A 17,437-nucleotide genomic window follows, 5' to 3' on the forward strand; every position below is an offset into this window, starting at 1 on the left:
CCGATCATGCACAGTTTAATCGTCGTCGCCCATCCCGATCCGCGTTCTTTGACCCATGCCATCGCCCAGCACATCGTCCACGGCATCACGGCCTCTAACCCACACAACAGCGCAGAGTTTGCCGATCTCGTCGCCGAGGGCTTCGACCCGCGTTTCAACCTGGCGGACCAAGCGCTATTTCACAAGCAGGCAGAGCCACCCGCCGACGTTGCTGCCGAACAAGAACGACTGGACCGTGCAGACGCTTTGGTCTTGGTCTACCCAGTCCATTGGTGGTCCTTCCCTGCCCTGCTCAAGGGTTGGATCGACCGCGTCTTCTCCCAGGGTTGGGCCTACGACGACAGCGACGGTAAGGTTGTGAAGAAGCTCAAGCGCCTTAACGTTCACCTGGTAGCCATTGGCGGCGCCGATGAAGGTACCTATACGCGGCACGGCTACACATCCGCCATGAAGACCCAGATCGAGCACGGCATTTTTGATTACTGCGGCGCACAGGTGCACAGTTCAAGCGTACTGCTTCCTTCGGAAAAGGGTTATCCGCAGGCTCATCTGGAAACAGCACAGGCCATCGGTGCCGGTATCTTCGCTTCACACACGCAGGGGCGTTGAGCATGACAACGCCAAGTGACGCACCTTCCCGTCGACGCCTGCCCAGAGCTGCACGCGCCCGCCAGTTGCTGGAAACATCCTGGATGCTGATCGCCGAAGAGGGCACGGATGCTCTGACCCTAGGTCGCCTGGCCGAAGCGGCGGGCGTAACCAAGCCGGTGGTCTACGACCACTTCGGTACCCGCGAAGGCCTGCTGGCTGCACTGTACGAAGACTATGACGCTCGCCAAACCGCCCTCTTCGACGCCGCGATCGCGGCGGCTGAGTCCACCTTGCAGGATAAAGCGACTGCCTTCGCCAGCGCCTATGTCGATTGCGTGATGACCCAGGGGCGGGAGATTCAGGGTGTGCTGGCAGCCCTGAGCGGTTCACCGGAATTGGCCATGTTGAAACGTCAGTATCAAAAGGCCCTGATCACGAAGTGCCTCGGGATTTTTGCACCTTTCGCCCAGCCTGCTGGTATTTCCAACGCCTACCTCTGGGGCATGTTGGGGGCGGCCGATGCATTATCGGATGCAGCCGTGGCAGGAGACATCACTCAGGCCCAGGCGAAGGAAGAACTACGACAAACGCTACTGGGCGGCATTGAGCGCAACACGCCGCAGAGTAGGCGACCGACCGAGTAGGTGTCATGACGATGCGGGCCGGTAACCGTCTCCTGCCAATCAGCTTACTGCCCGAGGTGCCACTGCGTATGACCCAGTGGGCGGTGCTTGAGAGGGTGCTCTGCTCCCAGGAGTGATCTTTCTGCTACTGCGCCACCTTACCGGGCAATCCCGTTCCCCAGACTCCATCGCTTTGCGCGTTCAGGCGATCAATCCCAGTGGCAGGCCTTTCAAGGTGGCGGTCGCCCGGGTCGAGCATTCCAGGAAGGACCCGAGCGCACCTAGCGGCAGATCACATCATCTGCAGCAAACCGTCGAACCGCACTAATCGCGCACGCTACATGAAACCAGGCATCGCCCCTGGTTTCAGCCGGCGTTGTGAATCAATGGCTTCAGGCCGCTGTCCTCGATCGCCGCGTCCGCTTGTGGCGAGGCCAGGTAGTCCAGTAGTGCCTGGGCCGCGGCATGGTGCGGGCTCTTGCTGACGATGGCGCCCGAATACATTGTCATTTTCTGCGCCTGGGCCGGGATCAGGCCAACGATGTCGATGCCCTTCACGGGCTTGAGTTCGCTCAGTTGTTGGAAACCGATCTGCGCTTGGCCACGGGCAACCACGGCCCCGACCGGCTCGGCAGGGATCATGTGGGCTTTGGCATCGAACGCTGTGCCCAATTGCATGCGCGGGAAAAGAGTCTTGGAAAGGTACACGCCGCTTGCACTGTCGGAATAGGCAACCGACTTGCTGTCGAGCAGAGCCGTACGCAAGCCCTGCAGGGTGCTGATGTCCGGCTTCGGTTCGCCTTTGCGCACGGCCATGGCAATGAAAGACTTGCCCAGGTCGACTCGGCTGGCCTTGTCCGCCTGGCCGTGGTCGACCAACTTATCGAGCGCCGATCCGACCATGAGCACGACGTCTGCCGGCTCGCCGCGAGCCAGTCGGTTCGGCACGGCTTGCGGGGTCTCGCCCATCGACGGAGCAGCCACGACGTTGAGCTTGACGCCGAATTTCTTTTCATACGCGGGGGCCACTTCGCGGATAGCGCCCATGATTCCGCCAGAACTGAGCACCGTCAGAGCCTCCCCCGAGGGCGCCGCGTCAGCCGCCGAGCAGGCGAACGTGGCCATCAACAGGACAGTGCAAGACAGCATCCGAAACATTGTGGGTTCTCCGCAAATTCATGAAAAACAGAACCTTACCGAAGTGCGGAGACAGCCATGGTTAATCAGTCGTTAAGAATGTTTCATATCCCAAGCCGTACGGGCGATGCGAACGTGAGTCGGCGCGCCGTCATCCTCGGCCACAGCGTTACCGATGCGCCGCCCGGACGGCGCTCGGTGCTCAGGGACATGCACAGGACGGCACTGGACCGACCCTGCTCTTCAGAAATGAACCTTGAGCAATGCGCTCAGCGCATTCTGGTCGGTTGCAAAGCCGTGACTGTCCTCGATCCCATACTTGTCCGACCAGTAATCCCACTCTACCCCCACGTAGAACTGCTTCGGGTTGTGCCCTAACGCCTTGCCAAGGTCGTACTTGATCTGCGGATTGAAGTGGAAACTCTTGGCTACATAGTCCGACGCGCCCTTGCGGCCAACGTCGTTCACATACCATTCCAGGTAACCATCGAACAGGATGTCCGACCGCCCCAACGGAAGGGTCATCGCCCAGGTCGGGTTGATCTGCCACTGCCCCGATGCCTTGCCGGTGATGCCGTCGGGCTTGCGATAGTAGGTGTTGAGCGAAAAGCGGTCGAATCCAGGCAGCAACAGGTCCACCGCTGGCCCCAACAGGTACCGGCGAATACGCCCCTCCCCGCGCTCGTAGGTGGCGGCAATCAGCACATCCTTGATCACGCCGTAACGCAGGTTCTGCCCGCTGACCTTGCCCAGCGACAAGCGCGGAGAAAACTCGCCATAGTAGGTATACCCATCACTGCCGGATAAACCGTTCGACCACTTGTTGTCGACGAACAGAAACACATCCCCCCAGCTCCAGCCGCTGGCATGTTCGAAGGTGACGGTCTGCTGGATGTCATTGCCGGTGCCATCGACCTTGTAGTTATGGCCGTAGAGATAACTGAGGCTGTTGTCGCTCCACATCAACGGGCCAGCCTGGGCGCTGGCGCTCGCCAGGGCGCAGACGGGCAGGAAGCTGTGGAAGAACCAGGCAAATGGGCTGAGTTTCATGGGCATCCCTTGGGTTGAGGTCGGTGAAATTCACCCGCAAGGGACAGGCGGACAGACCTCGTCTCTGGCCACGGAGCAAACCGTGGCGCCACCCCTGCCGGGTGTGCGGCGTGATGCCGCCAGAGCAATGTCCCATGCCATTTCCAGGCACTGACCGCTTCTACTCCCATGATCCCTAGCAGGGTACGTGCCAGCTGATCGAATACAGTAATACGCATGGATTGTGAGCAATAAATCCGACAAATGAATACTCACCAGTCACGATATTGCGCACTCAAATAGCGCTGGCGCAGGCCTCGCTGCACCGTATCGATCCACTGCCCTGACCTCGCAACGCCCCGGCCAGGCTCCGCCAGCCCTGTTTCAGCGGCTCTCAGGAACTGGCACGCTTCTGGCTTCGTGTACGGTCGAGTAGAAGCGGTCAGTGCCGGTGGACGGCATGGGGCATTGCTCTTGCGCCTTTGATCAGGCGTACATCCGAGTGGATGTTTGCACGCGGCCAATCGGCCATGGGCAAGAGAACAATGTCAGCCGAGAACACTCTCCCTGCTCCTGCCGCGTTGTTTCTCCACTCGGTCTTCTCGTTGAGGTGCCCACAGGCACCCTGCGGATTTCGAATCGAGGTGGAGAACAATCATGAAAAACCGCTTTGGCTTGACTCAACCGCTGCGCTCGCTGGCGGCAGCGCTCAGCGTGATGCTGGCGGGCACGTCCCTGGCCGTGGCCAACGACAAGGTCGTGCTGCTCACCTCCTGGTACGCCCAGGCCGAACAGGGTGGCTTCTACCAGGCCCTGGCCGAGCGTCTGTACGAGAAGGAAGGCCTGGATGTGACCATCCGCATGGGTGGCCCGCAGGTCAATGGCATGCAGTTGCTGGTCAGCAAACAGGCCGACTTCATCGTCAACTACGACCTGCAGATCCTCAAAAGCGTGGAACAAGGCCTCCCAGTGGTTGCGGTAGCCGCCCCCTTTCAGGGCGACCCACAGGGCCTGATGACCCACGCTGACATCCAAGGCCTCGACGCGCTGAAGAACAAGCAGGTGCTGGTGTCTACCTCCGGCCAGCAAACCTGGTGGCCGTGGCTCAAGGGCAAGTACCAGCTCCAGGACAACCAGGCGCGCCCCTATACCTTCAACCTGCAGCCGTTCCTCGCCGGCCCGGATACCACCCAGCAGGCCTACGCCAGCTCGGAGTTGTTCCAGGCAATCAAAGCCGGCCAGCAGCCGAATTTCTTCCTGTTCGCCGACGCAGGCTACCCACCCTACGGTTCCACCTTGGCCACCCGCCAGGACATCATCGATGAACATCCGCAGCGCGTCGCGGGGTTCGTCCGAGCCTCGCTCGAGGGCTGGAAGCGCTACCTGGAAAACCCCGCCGCCGGCAATGCGCTGATCAAGCGCGATAACCCCAACATGACTGACGAACTGCTGGCCTGGGGCCTCTCGACCCTCAAGCAACACCAATTGCTGACCCGCGGCGATGCCGCGACCCAAGGCATCGGCACCATGAGCGACGCCCGCTGGCAGGCCACCCGCGATTTCATGGTCGAGGCCGGCCTGCTCGGCGCCGCCGCACCGTGGCAGCAAGCCTACACCACTCGCTTCGTGGGCGACCTGAAGGTGCTGCCCGACGCGCCCCAGGCCGCTAGCCGCTGAACGAATAACGACAACTTCAAGCCGTGTGAGGAAACTGGATCATGTTGGTCACCAAACAACCTGTATTGCGTCGCTTCTGGTACGCCCTGCTGCCCCTGACCGCCCTGGACGACGGGCCAAAGCCGTTCACCCTGCTCGGTGAAGCCCTGGTCCTGTGGAAACGCCCCGACGGCACGCCGGTGGCGATGCGCGACCGTTGCTGCCACCGCACCGCCAAACTGTCCAAAGGCTTTGTCAGCGAGGCCGGCAACATCGCCTGCGGCTACCACGGCTGGGAATATGACTGCACCGGCGCCTGCGTGAAGATCCCGCAGAACCCGACCGGCGCGATTCCACCCGGTGCGGCGGTCGAGACCTTCCACTGCCAGGCGCGATACGGCTATGCCTGGGTGGCACTGGACGATCCGCTGCAGCCGATCCCCGACTTCCCCGAGGACGGTGCCCCTGGCTATCGCCGAATCTTCCAATTCTACGAAGAGTGGAAAACCAGCCCGCTGCGGGTCATGGAAAACTCTTTCGACAATTCGCACTTCTCCTTCGTGCACAAGGCCAACTTCGGCCTGTTCGACCAACCGCAACCGGCCAGCTACGAATTTCGCGAGACCGACTACGGCTTCGAGGCCGAAACACGCGTCCCGATTCGCAACCCAGAAGAAAGCTTCGCCATCACCGGAACCCGTGCGCCGATCACCGAGCGCCATCTGATCAACCGTTACTACCTGCCGTTCTCGCGCCGCTTCGGCTGCATGTACCCCGATAGCGGCATTCACCACATCATCTACAACTGCGCCACACCCATCGACGATGGCCGCCTGATGCTCGTGCAATGGCTGTACCGCAACGACAGCGAAGAACAGTGCTCGACCCAGGCGCTCATCGACTGGGATGCGGCGATCACCGCCGAGGACCGCGACATCCTCGAAGCCACCGACCCCGACGCCTGTGTCGATACCCGTCGGCGCGTCGAGCTGCACATGCCCTCGGACAAGCCTGGCCTGGTGATCCGCCGGCAACTGCTGGGGCTGCTCGAAGCCCATGGCGAAAGCGAAGTGTTCGCCAGCCACTGACTACCTGTTCGACGCCCCGGTGCGCCGGGGCATACGCAACCGCTCAATGTCCCACGGGAGAGCGCCATGTTGATGCAGACCTTATCCGAAGCCAACGCCCGGCTGCAGGCCCCCATCGGTGCCGACGCCGTGAGCGCCGACACCCCGCTGTTCGCCAATCAGGTCGAGAAGACCTACAGCAATGGCACCCATGCCCTGAGCCGAGTCAAGCTGGCGATCCAGCGCGGCGAGTTCGTGTCGTTGCTGGGCCCCTCAGGCTGCGGCAAAAGCACCTTGTTGAAGATGTTCGCCGGACTGGAACAGCCCTCCGCCGGCCACGTGCGCTGGTGGGGCAAAGAGGCCCCCGACAGCGACAGCCGCGGCACTGGCCGCCGCCTGGCAATGGTGTTCCAGGAAGCGACCTTGATGCCCTGGTCCAAGGTGCAGGACAACGTGCGCCTGCCCCTGGACCTGGCCGGCGTGCCGCGGGCCGACAGCCAGGCCAAGGTACAGGCCGCACTTGAACGGGTAGGCCTGGGCGCGTTCGGCGAGGTTTATCCGCGGGAACTCTCAGGCGGCATGCAGATGCGCGCATCGATCGCCCGGGCGCTGGCCACCGAACCCAACCTGCTGCTGATGGACGAGCCGTTCGGCGCCCTGGACGAGTTCACCCGCAACAAGCTCGACAGCGACCTGCGCCAACTCTGGGCCGAGCGCGACCTGACGGTGGTGTTCGTCACCCACAGCATCTTCGAGGCGGTGTACCTGTCGTCGCGTGTCGTGGTGATGGGCGCCCGCCCCGGTCGGGTGATCGCCGATGTCGCCATCGACGGGCCACGGGAGCGCGACGAAGCCTACCGCACTTCCCCCGCCTTCATCGCCCAGTGTGCCCACCTGTCCCAGCTGCTGGCCAAGGCCAACGGCGAGCCTTCCTGAGAGCCCCGACATGAGCCGAACCTCTACGCCCTGGCTACACAACCCAGCCCTGTTGTGCATCGCCTCACCATTGGTGGTCGGCGCCGCGTTGCTCGCACTCTGGCAACTGGCGTGCATCGCCTGGCAGGTACCGGTGTACCTGGTGCCCTCACCCGCCGATATTGGCCGCACGCTGATCGCCGACGGCCCGATGCTGCTGGGTGCACTGTGGATGACCTTGAAGATCACCTTCCTGTCGTTTGCCCTCGCGGTGGTCATCGGCACCCTGGCAGCCTTCCTGTTCGTGCAGAGCCGCGTCGTGGAAGCCAGCCTGTTCCCCTACGCCATCCTGCTGCAGGTCACGCCAGTGGTTGCCATCGCACCACTGATCATCATCTGGTGCAGCGACACCACCCTGGCACTGGTGATCTGCGCCACGTTGGTCGCGGTGTTTCCGATCATCGCTAACACGGTCCTGGGACTGCGCAGCGTCAACCCGGGGCTGCTGAACCTGTTTCGGCTCAATCGCGCCAGCCGCTGGCAGGTGCTGCTGCGTCTGCGTATTCCCAGCGCGTTGCCATGCTTCTTCGCCGGCTTGCGGATTGCCAGCGGGCTGGCGTTGATCGGTGCAGTGGTGGCCGAATTCGTTGCCGGCACAGGGGGGACGGGCGCCGGGCTGGCGTACCAGATCCTGCAAGCGGGCTTTCAGCTGAACATCCCGCGGCTGTTCGCCGCCTTGGTGTTGATCGCGCTGACCGGCGTCGCGCTGTTCAGCCTGATGGCCGTGCTGGCTCGCCTGAGCCTTCGCCATTGGCACGAAAGTGAATTGGGCTAAGCCTATGGAGACCCACATGAAGCATTCAGACAGCTGGCTGATCCGCAACGCCAGCGCCATTCTCACCGGCCTGCGTGGCGTGCCAGCGCGTCATGCCGGGCCGGACATCCGCATCAGCCAAGGGCGTATCGCAGCCATCGGCACACTGCGGCCGGAGACAGGCGAACCCGTGCTCGACGCTACCGATTGCGTCGTCTATCCCGGCTGGGTGAATACCCACCACCACCTGTTCCAGTCGCTGCTCAAGGGTATTCCGGCAGGGATCGACCAAAGCCTTGGGGCGTGGTTGGGCGCGGTCCCGTATCGCTACCGCGGGCTGTTCGATGAGCACAGCTTCCGCCTGGCCGCACGTATCGGCCTGGTTGAACTGGCTCGCTCCGGCTGCAGTACGGTTGCCGACCACCATTACCTTTACCTGCCAGGCATGGGCTTCGATAGCGCACAGATCCTGTTCGAGGAAGCACAGCAGCTTGGCCTGCGCTTCGTGCTGTGCCGCGGCGGCGCGACCCAGGTGCGCCAGGCCGAAGGCCCGGCAAGTGCGGGGCCGGAGACCCTGGAGCAGTACCTGGATGACGTCGAGCGGTTGGTACGCACCTACCACGACCACGCCGCCGACGCCTGGCGCCGGGTCGTAATGGCGCCCACCAGCCCACCTTATTCGATGCCACCCGAGCACCTGCGTGAAACCGCCCGCGCCGCCCGCAAGCTGGGCATCCGCCTGCACAGCCACTTGAGCGAAACGGTGGAGTACCAGAACGAAGTCCAGCGTCGCCATCAGCTCTCACCGGTTGCCTTCTGCGCAGAACACGAATGGCTGGGGCCGGATGTGTGGTTCGCCCACCTGGTCAAGCTCAGCGCCGAGGAAATCCGGCTGTTGGGCGCGACCGGAACCGGCGTTGCCCATTGCCCCCAGAGCAACGGCCGGCTGGGCAGCGGCATTGCCGACATCGTCGCCATGGAAGCTGCTGGCATGGCGATCTCGATCGGTGTGGACGGGGCGGCCTCCAACGAAGCCTGCGACATGATCAGCGAAACCCACGCCGCCTGGCTTATGCAGCGGGCCAAGGGCGGCGAGCGGGCCTTGCCTGGTTACGCGAGCGGCACGCTGGAGGGGGGTGCCCATGTCGCCTGTGTGGAAGACGTGGTGCGCTGGGGCACGGCCGGCGGCGCCCAGGTGTTGGGGCTGGATGCGCTGGGCACGCTGGAAGTCGGCATGGCGGCGGACCTCGCCTTGTACCGGCTCGACCAGCCACGCTACTTTGGCTTGCATGACCTCGGAATCGCGCCAGTGGTCGGCGGCGGGCGACCGACGTTGCGGGCGTTGCTGGTCGGCGGCCAGCTGCGGGTGGAGAACGACGCCATCCCTGGCCTGGACCTTGCCGAACTGGGCTGCCAGGCCCGCGAGGCCGTGGTGCGGCTGCAACGGGCGGCGGGAGTACGCGCATGAACTGGACGTCCCTGCAAGTACGTGCCTTGCGCCTGGAAGCCGACGATGTGCTGGGTGTCGAACTGGGCACACCGGGCGGCGGCGCCCTGCCCTTCAGTTGGGCCGCCGGCGCCCACGTCGACCTGCGTCTGGGCAACGGCGTGGTGCGCCAATACTCCGTGGCCAGCCTGCCCGATGAGGGGCATCTGTACCTGGGCATCAAGCGTGAACCCACTTCACGGGGCGGTTCGAAATGGCTGCATGAGCACCTGCGCCTGGGTGCAAGAATAGAGGTAAGCGCGCCGCGCAACCTGTTTTCCCTGCAACCTGGCAACGGCCCGGTGACGCTGCTGGCGGCGGGCATCGGCATCACGCCGCTGCTGCCCATGTACCGGCAATGCCAGGCACAGGGGCGTGCGGTGCGGCTGCTGTATTTCACCCGGCACTTGCACCAGGCGCCCCTTGTCCAGCACCTGGGTCCACACGTCGAGGTGTTCAGAGGCTTGCGCGCGGCGCAGATCCGTGACTGCCTGCATGAGCAACTGCCCGACTGGCAACATCAAGCCAGCGTGTACTGCTGCGGGCCTGCGGGGTTCATGGAAAGCGTCGAGCAGATCGCCCTGGCTCGCGGCTGGCCGGCTTCGGCGCTGCACCGCGAGCACTTCAGGCCGGCTGAGCCACTCGATCAAGCCGGCGCCAGCAGTGTGCTGGTTCTGCAGCGCAGTGGGCGTGAAGTCCAAGTGCACGCGGGCGAAAGCCTGGTCCAGGCTGCCGCGAGAGTTGGGGTGGCGCTGCCCATCTCATGCGGCATGGGTATTTGCGGTGCTTGCGTGTGCCGGGTCATCGAGGGCGAACCGCAACACCGTGACGAATGCCTCAGCGAGGCACAGCGCAACAGCGGTGAATGGATCGCGCCATGTGTCTCGGTCGCGCGGGGTCCGCACCTGGTGCTGGACGCCTGAGGCCGGGCAACCAGTGCCCGATAACCTGACATCCAACGGGTTGGCGAGGTTACAGGGGCGGGCGCACCCGCAATGCTCGATCGCCAACCCTGCCAGGCTTAAGCTTGGCAGCGATGCAGCTCAAGCGCCTCCACGAAAACAGCTGACACCCCAGGCGGTGATCTTGAAAGGCAGGTGATAGTGCGCCTGCGCCTCGCCGATGCCGAAGCGATACACCAACTCGTCCAGGAAGGGTATGGCGGGCAATTCGGTGCCGAGCTGGCGATAGAACTGCGCCACCTGCAGGCGCAGTTCGTAGACGCCGACGCCAAATCGCTCGTTCAGCGCAGCCAGAGCCGGGCACTGGCCGCGGGCGTCGATAATGCCTTCGGCAAACGCCGCCTCGCCAACTGCCCCGATGCTCACCCGCAGCCCATGCGCGGCGCGCCCGCTGGCGATGTCGACGACATGCACGGAAACGCCGCCGTTCATGACCAGAACCCTTGGTGAGCTCGCGCCGCCTCATCCTCCAGCACTGGCCCATGCACCTTCACGATGCGCTGACCACGGGCGAACACTTCGCGGCATGGCAACGAGAACGTAGGGTTTTCCGGGTGGGCGCCGGTCAAACCCAGCAGGGCATGCTCCGACAACGCATAGACTACCCTGCCGATACCGGTCCAATACACCGCCCCGGCGCACATGCAGCAGGGCTCGGCGCTGGTGTATAGCGTGCAGGACGCGAGTTGCTCAGGTGTCAGCAGCTTGGCTGCCTGCGCGGCCGCCACGAGCTCGGCATGCTGGGTCGGATCGCCCTCGGGGGGCATGGAATTGTTGCCAGCGCTGGCGATGATGCGGCCCTGGGCATCGGCGACGAGTGCGGCGAATGGATGTCGGCCATCCCTGCGCGATTGCTCGGACAGGCTGATCGACTGGCGCAGCAGGTCAAGGTCCAGCTCGGACAGGTCGGTGGCATGGGGGGTGGACAGCGTCATGGCGGTTGCTCCCTGAGAGGCAGTTGAAAGCGCGCCGACGGGCGCGCGTGAAGAAAGGCTCACTTGGCCAGTTTGGAGTCGATGGCGTCCTGAGTGCTTGTCTCGGCTTCACGATTGAGCAGCAGGTTGAGCACAATGGCACTGACTGCGGCGAGGAAGATGCCGCTCTCCAGCACCAGTTTCAGCGGACCGCTGACATGCTCGAACAGCGCCGGCATTGACATCGGCAATACGCCAATGCTGACCGATACCGCCACCACCAGGCCGTTGCGAGTCCCCTCGAAGCGCACCCGCGACAGTTCCTGGATCCCCGCCACGGTGGTCATGCCAAACATCACGATGGCGCAGCCACCGAGCACGGGTGTCGGCACGCTGGCGATCAGAGCACCCAGCTTGGGAAACAGCCCCATCAACACCATGATGGCGCCTGCGGCAGCGACCACGTAACGGCTCTTGACGCCAGAAAGCGCAATCAGGCCAGTGTTCTGGGTAAACGCGTTGTAGGGGAAGCTGTTGAACAACCCGCCCAGCATGGTCGACAAACCATCGGCACGAAACGCGTTGCCCAGGGTTCGCGGGTCGGCAGGCTTGCCGGTCAGCTTGCCGATGGCCAGGCAGTTACCGGTGGTCTCGGCCATGATCACCAGCATGGCCAGGAACATGATCAGCACCGGCGTCAACGAGAACTGCGGAACACCGAACGCCATTGGCGCACTGAGCTCGAACCACGCCGCCGCCCCCACCCGGCTGAAGTCGGTCATGCCGCATGCCGCCGCCGCCAAGCTGCCGACGATCAGCCCCAGCAGCACGCTGAGATTGCCGATGAAACCGCGAAAGCGGGCATGGATCACCAGGGTTATCGCCACCGTCGCCAGGCCCAGCAACAAGTTGGCCGGTGCGCCGAAATCCGGGGCACCTGGCTGACCTCCCCCGAGCCAGATCGCTGCCGCAGGCATCAGCGAGATGCCAATGACCGTGATGAGGCTGCCGATCACCACCGGCGGGAAGAAACGCAGCAGGCGGCTGAACAGCGGTGCTATGGCCATCGTGAGTGCACCGGCGGCGATCACCGCACCGAACACATGGGGTAGACCGAATTCCTTACCGATCATGATCATCGGTGCCAAGGCGATGAACGAGCAGCCCTGGATCAGCGGCAAGCGCGCACCGAAGCACCTCAGGCCGAGGGTCTGGAGCAAGGTCGCGATTCCCGAGGTGAGTAGGTTGGCATTGATCAACGTGACCACCTGGGCATGGCTCAGTCCCAGGGCGCTACCGAGAATCAATGGTACGGCGACGGCACCGGCGTACATCACCAGCACATGCTGCAGGCCGAAGGTGAACAGCTCCCGTGGAGGCAGTACTTCGTCCACGGGGTGGATCAGAGATTGGCTCATGTTGTGACGCTCCTGAAGTGCGGCTCTTTTTATTGTTGAAGGCGCCCGGAGTGACATGCAGCACAGGAAAGCATGGCAGCTGTCGCCGATGTCGACGGGGAGCATCCTGTTAATTCAACGATGGAGCAAATGATTAACCATCGCTAATATCGATGGTTGGACCGTTTGGGAAGGATCAGGCGATGCGCTTTTCACTGGAACAACTTCAGGTGTTCGTCAGCGCCGTGCAGGCAGGCTCATTTTCTGCCGCGGCGCGGCGACTGGGGCGCACGCAATCGACGGTCAGTGCGGCGATCAGCAACCTGGAAACCGACCTTGGCGTGCAGCTGTTCGACCGCTCCAGCCGCATTCCTGGTCTGACACCCGCCGGCCACAAGCTGCTGCTGCGGGCCGAAGGCATCCTCGAACGCTGCTATGCCCTGGAGGGCAGCGCCGACAGCCTGGCCGGCCAGGTCGAAGCGGCACTGACATTAGCCATCGAAGTCCCGTATGGCCCACTGATACCGCCGTTCAAGGGCTTCGACGCAGCGTTCCCCTTCGTCGATCTGCTGATCCGCCACCCGCTGCACGGCGATGTCAGCGAGATGATCCTCACCGGCGAAGCTGACCTTGGGGTGACATTCGCCCAGCCCGACTACCCGCCTGAGCTTGCCTTCCAGCAGTTGGGCAAGCTAATCATGACCCACGTCTGCCATCACCAGTTCGCCCTGGCGCGACAATCACCGGTCAGTTTCGCCGACCTCAACGCCCATCGCCGGCTGGCCTTCTTTGCCCATGCCGACAAACTGCCCAGCAGCGAGTATCTGCGTGCGGGCCAGCTATGGCGTGCGGAGAGCTACCTGGCACTGGTCGAGATGGTCTGCGCAGGGCTGGGCTGGGCGACCCTGCCGCGCCTGCTGGTGCAGCGCGAATTGGAGAGCGGCCAATTGGTGGAGTTGCAACTGGAAGCCTACCCACACACCGACTGGCTGGTGGGGGTGGACCTGCTGTGGCATCGCAGCCGCCAAGCGGGGCCGGCGGCGAGCTACCTGCGCGAGCGCCTGCAGCACAGCAAGGTGTTCGAGCTGGATCGACTTGGGCGGGCAACGACTTTATAGAAGCGTGTCCGTGGGGTGGCGGCGGAAATCGCCTGCCGCTGAAGGCCAGGCGCTCAGTGCCCGCAACAGCGTCTGCACGAGCTGAGGTGAAGCCCCGATACGTCCCGCAACCGGGTATGCCACCTGGAGAACGCTGTCGCGTGGAGAACCTGGAACGGGGGCAACGGTTCATCGACGGGCACGACGCTGCTGGCGAACGGTCTATCCACTGCGCCGCTCGCCCGCGCAGGCGTGAGGCTTGATCATCAAGGTGAAACTGCCGGTCAACTTGGCACGCAGTTCCTTGGGCATGAAATAGGCGAAGTGGACGAGCCAGGTGCCATCACCCAGCAGATATGATTCTCCCCGGTAGTGTTGGACTTGTGATTCGCTGATGTCGATCAAGGTCGCAACTTCCTGGTTGGTGGGCTCGTTGGGCATGGTTGAAGCTCCTCCTCTGACTCACGCTGATGGCCCTGCATGAACAGCTGAGTGTCATACCTTCGTATTCGTTCAAAGGTTTTAGGCTCTGTGCGAAAAGCCCTGATACCGGGTGATGCTGCGTTGGACCAGCCTCGGAATACTCATTTACAACCCGTAAAGGGGTTGCAACAAAAAAGCCAGGGCAAATCGCCCTGGCTCATCGTGCCCGTCTGCAAGGCTTCACGTGTCGGCAGTGCCGCTATTAGAGAACTTCTTCATATCGATAAGCGGCGCGACGAACTCCGGACCTTGCCCCGATACCCACCACCGTACGTTGGCGATACCGTACCGCTCGGCCATGGGCCGGCTGACCTTCTTGATCCTGTGCTGGCCAAACCTGGGGATGATGCCAACCCCCGCATCGCAGCTCGCCCAGTGCCAGGCCTGAGCATTGTCCATACGCTCCTGGCGGATGATGAACGTGCGAAACTCCCCGTGAAGCTCATATTCGATCACATACAACTGCTGTCCTGCCATTGGACTCTCCTCCTTCGATTCAAGCCAATGGAGCGAGTCGAGGCAGAAAAGATTCAGTTAATTTGACCGATTGGTCACTGTTGTTGGCCAAGCGAACCGCCAGCGGCCTCGGCCCTGACTGCATCACCTGCGACCGCGACTCGCCTGGCATATCCCACGCCCCATACCAATGCCCGGCTCATGGTTTCTCCGGGGCGTCGGCTGTAGACCCGCTCGCGCACCACCGAGCCATCGCGTCGATAGACACCAATGAACAACTGCGTTTCTCCCGTGCGTGACAGACGCGTCTGCACTTCCAGACAGGTGCCATCGTCGAGGGTCTCCTCATGGGCCTGATGATGCAGGATCGGGTCACACCACTGTCGATAGGTCTCGCCTCTGTGCTTCATCTGCTGGCCCTCGCCGCTGTTGTCGTCGGTAGATCCTCTGATCGGCGCTGCCGATCGAAAAAAATCGACGCCGTCGGACAACCGGCCAGGCCTCTACAAAACGACTGACGCTGTACAACCACCGGTCATCGGCCGTGCGCGAATGAGCCACCCCCTCTGCGTCCCGCCCGTCCTTCCCACTGAACGCGCCGAAACATTCGGCGCTATCGCTCGGTTGATGAAATCCAATCGACCTGTGGCGTCGGCCGGACGTCCAAGACAAGGAATTGCACACCTATCGATGGCAACCAGGAGGCGAGCCGCTGATGAACGATCGCATCATTGCACTGTTCACCGACACCACCGTATTCGGTATTTCCATTCTCAACGTGTTGTTGGCGCTGACCACCACCCTCGTGACCTTCCTGGTCGCCCGTGCGGCGATCAGCTTCCTGCTGCACCGGGTCCGGCGCTGGTCAATGCACGATGGCGCCTTGAGCCAAGTGCTGGCCAAGGTGCTGGCTGGCACCAGCAATTTCCTGCTGTTCCTTGCCTCCTTGCTTGTAGGCTTGAGCCTGCTCGACCTGCCCGAGCGCTGGCTCAGCCGGGTCAGCAGCCTGTGGTTCGTGGTCGCCGCCCTGCAGATTGGCCTGTGGGCCAACCGCGCCATAAGCCTAGGCCTTAGCCGCTACTTCGCACGCCACAGGGCCGATGGCCTGAACCAGGGCAGCGCCTTGGCCACGCTCTCGGCCTGGGGCGCGCGGGTGTTACTGTGGTCGGTGGTGTTGCTGGCGATGCTGTCGAACCTGGGCGTGAACATCACTGCCTTCGTTGCCAGCCTGGGTGTGGGCGGGATCGCGGTGGCGCTGGCCGTGCAGAACATCCTCGGCGACCTGTTCGCCTCGCTGTCGATCGCCGTGGACAAGCCGTTCGAAGTCGGCGACTTCATCGTCATCGGCCCGCTGGCGGGCACCGTGGAGCATGTCGGTCTTAAAACCACGCGTATCCGCAGCCTTGGCGGCGAGCAGATCGTCATGGCAAACGCCAGCATGATCAGCAGCACCATCCAGAACTACAAGCGGTTGCAGGAACGCCGCATCGTGTTCGAATTCGGCCTTTCCTACGACACACCCACCGAGGCGGTGAAGAAGGCGCCGGGCATCGTCGAAGAAGCGATCAAGGCGCAGGATCAGGTGCGTTTCGACCGTGCTCACCTGCGCGGTTTCGGCAAGGAGGCGTTGGAGTTCGAGTGCGTGTATATCGTCAAGGACCCAGGCTACAACCTGTACATGGATATCCAGCAAGCGATCAATTTCCGTCTACTGGAACGCTTCTCCCGGATCGGCGCCACATTCGCCGTTCCGGTACGGGCAATCAAGGTCACCGCCTTGCCAGAGGCCAACGTTGAGTCTGCAGGGCGCGAAGGCCGTGGCTTCAGAGGAGCCTGAATGCACAAGCCCCAGGGAAGGCGTCGCCAGCCAAGGCGTCTTCCCTCTCCGTCACAGGTCCAGCGCACCGCTGAGCAGCGCTTCCAGGACACCCGCCACATTGCTCTGACGCTCGTTCAGCAGGCACAGCGGAATACCCTGCAAAACCCCCAGGGAATCGTCCAGGCCCTCGCCCACCACCGCCAACGGGCAAGCGACGTCCATCTGCAACGACCGCAGGCGCCTGGCCAGCACAGGGGTAACAGGCTCCCGTACGGCAATCACCACCGCCGCGGGCTGGATCGCCGCGCACAGCAGGGCCAGTTCTTCGAGGGGTTGGCCACGACCGAGCACCTCGATGCGCTGGCGCTCGCCACTGAGCAGCAAACCGGTACTAAGCAACTCAAGCTCGGCATGGTCCTCCAAACCAGCCAGCAGGACCCGAGGGGCATCGGGCTGATTCATCTGCAGGCGCAGGAGTAACCTGGCGCGCAGGAAGGTATCGAGGAAAAGCCACTGGCTGCGCTCCCCGAAACCACTACCGGATGCCAGACCACGCCAGACCGGCATCAGCACGTCATGCATCACGCTGGCCTTGGGAAAGAGCGTGAACAACTGGCCATGGATACCTTCCAGCGCCTGGCTATCGAATGTTCTGGTTGCGCGCACAACGGCCGTACGCCATTCATCGAAGGCATCGTCGCGCACAAGGCTGGTCTTGCTTTGCCCCGCGAGCATTTCGCCAACCTTGCTGATCGGCAGGCCATTGGCGGTCCAGCGCAGGATGTCGCGGATTCGCTGCACGTCCGTGGCAGTGTACAACCGGTGGCCGCCATCGGTACGTTGTGGGCGGATCAGGCCATGGCGCCGCTCCCAGGCACGCAAGGTAACGGGGTTGATGCCGGTCATGGTGACCACATCGCGCATGGGAAAAAGATCAGGTGGGGTGGCTTCAGTCATCGTGGGGCATCCGTGAGATAACACATTCTAAACC

General features: G+C 63.0%; 19 protein-coding genes. 10 read left to right on the plus strand and 9 right to left on the minus strand.

All coding sequences use genetic code 11. The features are described 5' to 3' along the window. Positions 1 to 6 precede the first annotated feature (6 nt). Together VXM67_RS15560 and VXM67_RS15565 are read left to right on the plus strand one after the other, a co-directional pair. Complete coding sequence (locus VXM67_RS15560) at positions 7 to 609, plus strand: NAD(P)H-dependent oxidoreductase (RefSeq protein ID WP_023380921.1); 603 nt, start codon at positions 7 to 9, stop codon at positions 607 to 609. A gap of 2 nt (positions 610 to 611) precedes the next feature. Beyond that, on the plus strand, positions 612 to 1,235 hold the full coding sequence (locus tag VXM67_RS15565) for a TetR/AcrR family transcriptional regulator (protein ID WP_027906716.1): 624 nt from the start codon (positions 612 to 614) through the stop codon (positions 1,233 to 1,235). A 345-nt stretch (positions 1,236 to 1,580) separates the two neighbouring features. Here VXM67_RS15565 and VXM67_RS15570 read toward each other — a convergent pair whose 3' ends face one another. Next, complete coding sequence (locus VXM67_RS15570) at positions 1,581 to 2,372, minus strand: substrate-binding domain-containing protein (RefSeq protein WP_023380923.1); 792 nt, start codon at positions 2,370 to 2,372, stop codon at positions 1,581 to 1,583. 222 nt (positions 2,373 to 2,594) lie between these two features. Next, entirely contained in the window at positions 2,595 to 3,401 is an 807-nt protein-coding gene (locus VXM67_RS15575; RefSeq protein WP_367237141.1) for a hypothetical protein, read from the minus strand. A 636-nt stretch (positions 3,402 to 4,037) separates the two neighbouring features. Here VXM67_RS15575 and VXM67_RS15580 point away from each other — a divergent pair. From VXM67_RS15580 to VXM67_RS15605, 6 genes are all read left to right on the plus strand, one after another. Beyond that, positions 4,038 to 5,057 carry an ABC transporter substrate-binding protein gene (locus VXM67_RS15580; protein ID WP_027906718.1) on the plus strand — a complete coding sequence of 340 codons (1,020 nt, stop codon included), beginning with the start codon at positions 4,038 to 4,040 and terminating at the stop codon, positions 5,055 to 5,057. A gap of 41 nt (positions 5,058 to 5,098) precedes the next feature. Beyond that, entirely contained in the window at positions 5,099 to 6,124 is a 1,026-nt protein-coding gene (locus tag VXM67_RS15585) for an aromatic ring-hydroxylating dioxygenase subunit alpha (protein ID WP_023380926.1), read from the plus strand. A gap of 66 nt (positions 6,125 to 6,190) precedes the next feature. Beyond that, positions 6,191 to 7,039 (plus strand): ABC transporter ATP-binding protein, encoded by an 849-nt coding sequence (locus VXM67_RS15590; protein WP_367237142.1) that lies wholly within the window; start codon positions 6,191 to 6,193, stop codon positions 7,037 to 7,039. A gap of 10 nt (positions 7,040 to 7,049) precedes the next feature. Then, positions 7,050 to 7,853, plus strand: coding sequence for an ABC transporter permease (locus VXM67_RS15595; protein WP_367237143.1), 804 nt, complete (start codon positions 7,050 to 7,052; stop codon positions 7,851 to 7,853). Positions 7,854 to 7,869: 16 nt separating this feature from the next. After that, complete coding sequence (locus tag VXM67_RS15600) at positions 7,870 to 9,300, plus strand: amidohydrolase family protein (RefSeq protein WP_367237144.1); 1,431 nt, start codon at positions 7,870 to 7,872, stop codon at positions 9,298 to 9,300. Then, positions 9,297 to 10,241: a PDR/VanB family oxidoreductase gene (locus VXM67_RS15605; protein WP_104881646.1), complete on the plus strand. Its 945-nt coding sequence runs from the start codon at positions 9,297 to 9,299 to the stop codon at positions 10,239 to 10,241. The genes VXM67_RS15600 and VXM67_RS15605 overlap by 4 nt, the downstream gene beginning before the upstream one ends. A gap of 120 nt (positions 10,242 to 10,361) precedes the next feature. On the opposite strand, the gene VXM67_RS15610 is transcribed toward VXM67_RS15605, so the two are convergent. The 3 genes from VXM67_RS15610 to VXM67_RS15620 are packed head-to-tail and all read right to left on the minus strand — an operon-like array spanning position 10,362 to position 12,612. Continuing rightward, on the minus strand, positions 10,362 to 10,712 hold the full coding sequence (locus VXM67_RS15610) for a hydroxyisourate hydrolase (RefSeq protein WP_367237145.1): 351 nt from the start codon (positions 10,710 to 10,712) through the stop codon (positions 10,362 to 10,364). After that, positions 10,709 to 11,215, minus strand: a complete 507-nt coding sequence (locus tag VXM67_RS15615) for a nucleoside deaminase (protein WP_023380932.1) — start codon at positions 11,213 to 11,215, stop codon at positions 10,709 to 10,711. Before VXM67_RS15615 ends, VXM67_RS15610 begins: the two co-directional genes overlap by 4 nt. Positions 11,216 to 11,274: 59 nt before the next feature. Further along, on the minus strand, positions 11,275 to 12,612 hold the full coding sequence (locus tag VXM67_RS15620; RefSeq protein WP_104881644.1) for a nucleobase:cation symporter-2 family protein: 1,338 nt from the start codon (positions 12,610 to 12,612) through the stop codon (positions 11,275 to 11,277). 182 nt (positions 12,613 to 12,794) lie between these two features. On the opposite strand from VXM67_RS15620, the gene VXM67_RS15625 reads away from it, so the two are divergent. Next, positions 12,795 to 13,709, plus strand: coding sequence for a LysR family transcriptional regulator (locus tag VXM67_RS15625; RefSeq protein WP_023380934.1), 915 nt, complete (start codon positions 12,795 to 12,797; stop codon positions 13,707 to 13,709). A 201-nt stretch (positions 13,710 to 13,910) separates the two neighbouring features. On the opposite strand, the gene VXM67_RS15630 is transcribed toward VXM67_RS15625, so the two are convergent. The 3 genes from VXM67_RS15630 to VXM67_RS15640 all read right to left on the minus strand — a co-directional run bounded on the left by VXM67_RS15630 (position 13,911) and on the right by VXM67_RS15640 (position 15,037). Further along, positions 13,911 to 14,129, minus strand: a complete 219-nt coding sequence (locus VXM67_RS15630; RefSeq protein ID WP_023380935.1) for a hypothetical protein — start codon at positions 14,127 to 14,129, stop codon at positions 13,911 to 13,913. Between the two features lie 222 nt (positions 14,130 to 14,351). Continuing rightward, complete coding sequence (locus VXM67_RS15635; RefSeq protein ID WP_023380936.1) at positions 14,352 to 14,648, minus strand: DUF6555 family protein; 297 nt, start codon at positions 14,646 to 14,648, stop codon at positions 14,352 to 14,354. A 74-nt stretch (positions 14,649 to 14,722) separates the two neighbouring features. Further along, positions 14,723 to 15,037 carry a hypothetical protein gene (locus VXM67_RS15640; RefSeq protein ID WP_027906722.1) on the minus strand — a complete coding sequence of 105 codons (315 nt, stop codon included), beginning with the start codon at positions 15,035 to 15,037 and terminating at the stop codon, positions 14,723 to 14,725. Between the two features lie 305 nt (positions 15,038 to 15,342). Here VXM67_RS15640 and VXM67_RS15645 point away from each other — a divergent pair, with 305 nt between their 5' ends. Beyond that, positions 15,343 to 16,464 (plus strand): mechanosensitive ion channel family protein, encoded by a 1,122-nt coding sequence (locus VXM67_RS15645; protein ID WP_023380938.1) that lies wholly within the window; start codon positions 15,343 to 15,345, stop codon positions 16,462 to 16,464. A 51-nt stretch (positions 16,465 to 16,515) separates the two neighbouring features. Here the strand turns inward: VXM67_RS15645 and VXM67_RS15650 are convergent, their stop codons facing one another. Continuing rightward, the gene (locus VXM67_RS15650; RefSeq protein ID WP_104881642.1) at positions 16,516 to 17,403 is read right to left on the minus strand and encodes a MerR family transcriptional regulator; all 888 of its coding nucleotides are present in this window, start codon (positions 17,401 to 17,403) and stop codon (positions 16,516 to 16,518) included. Between the last annotated feature and the right edge of the window lie 34 nt (positions 17,404 to 17,437).

This window comes from Pseudomonas sp. Rh2, from assembly GCF_040762985.1.
Lineage (GTDB): Bacteria > Pseudomonadota > Gammaproteobacteria > Pseudomonadales > Pseudomonadaceae > Aquipseudomonas > Aquipseudomonas taiwanensis.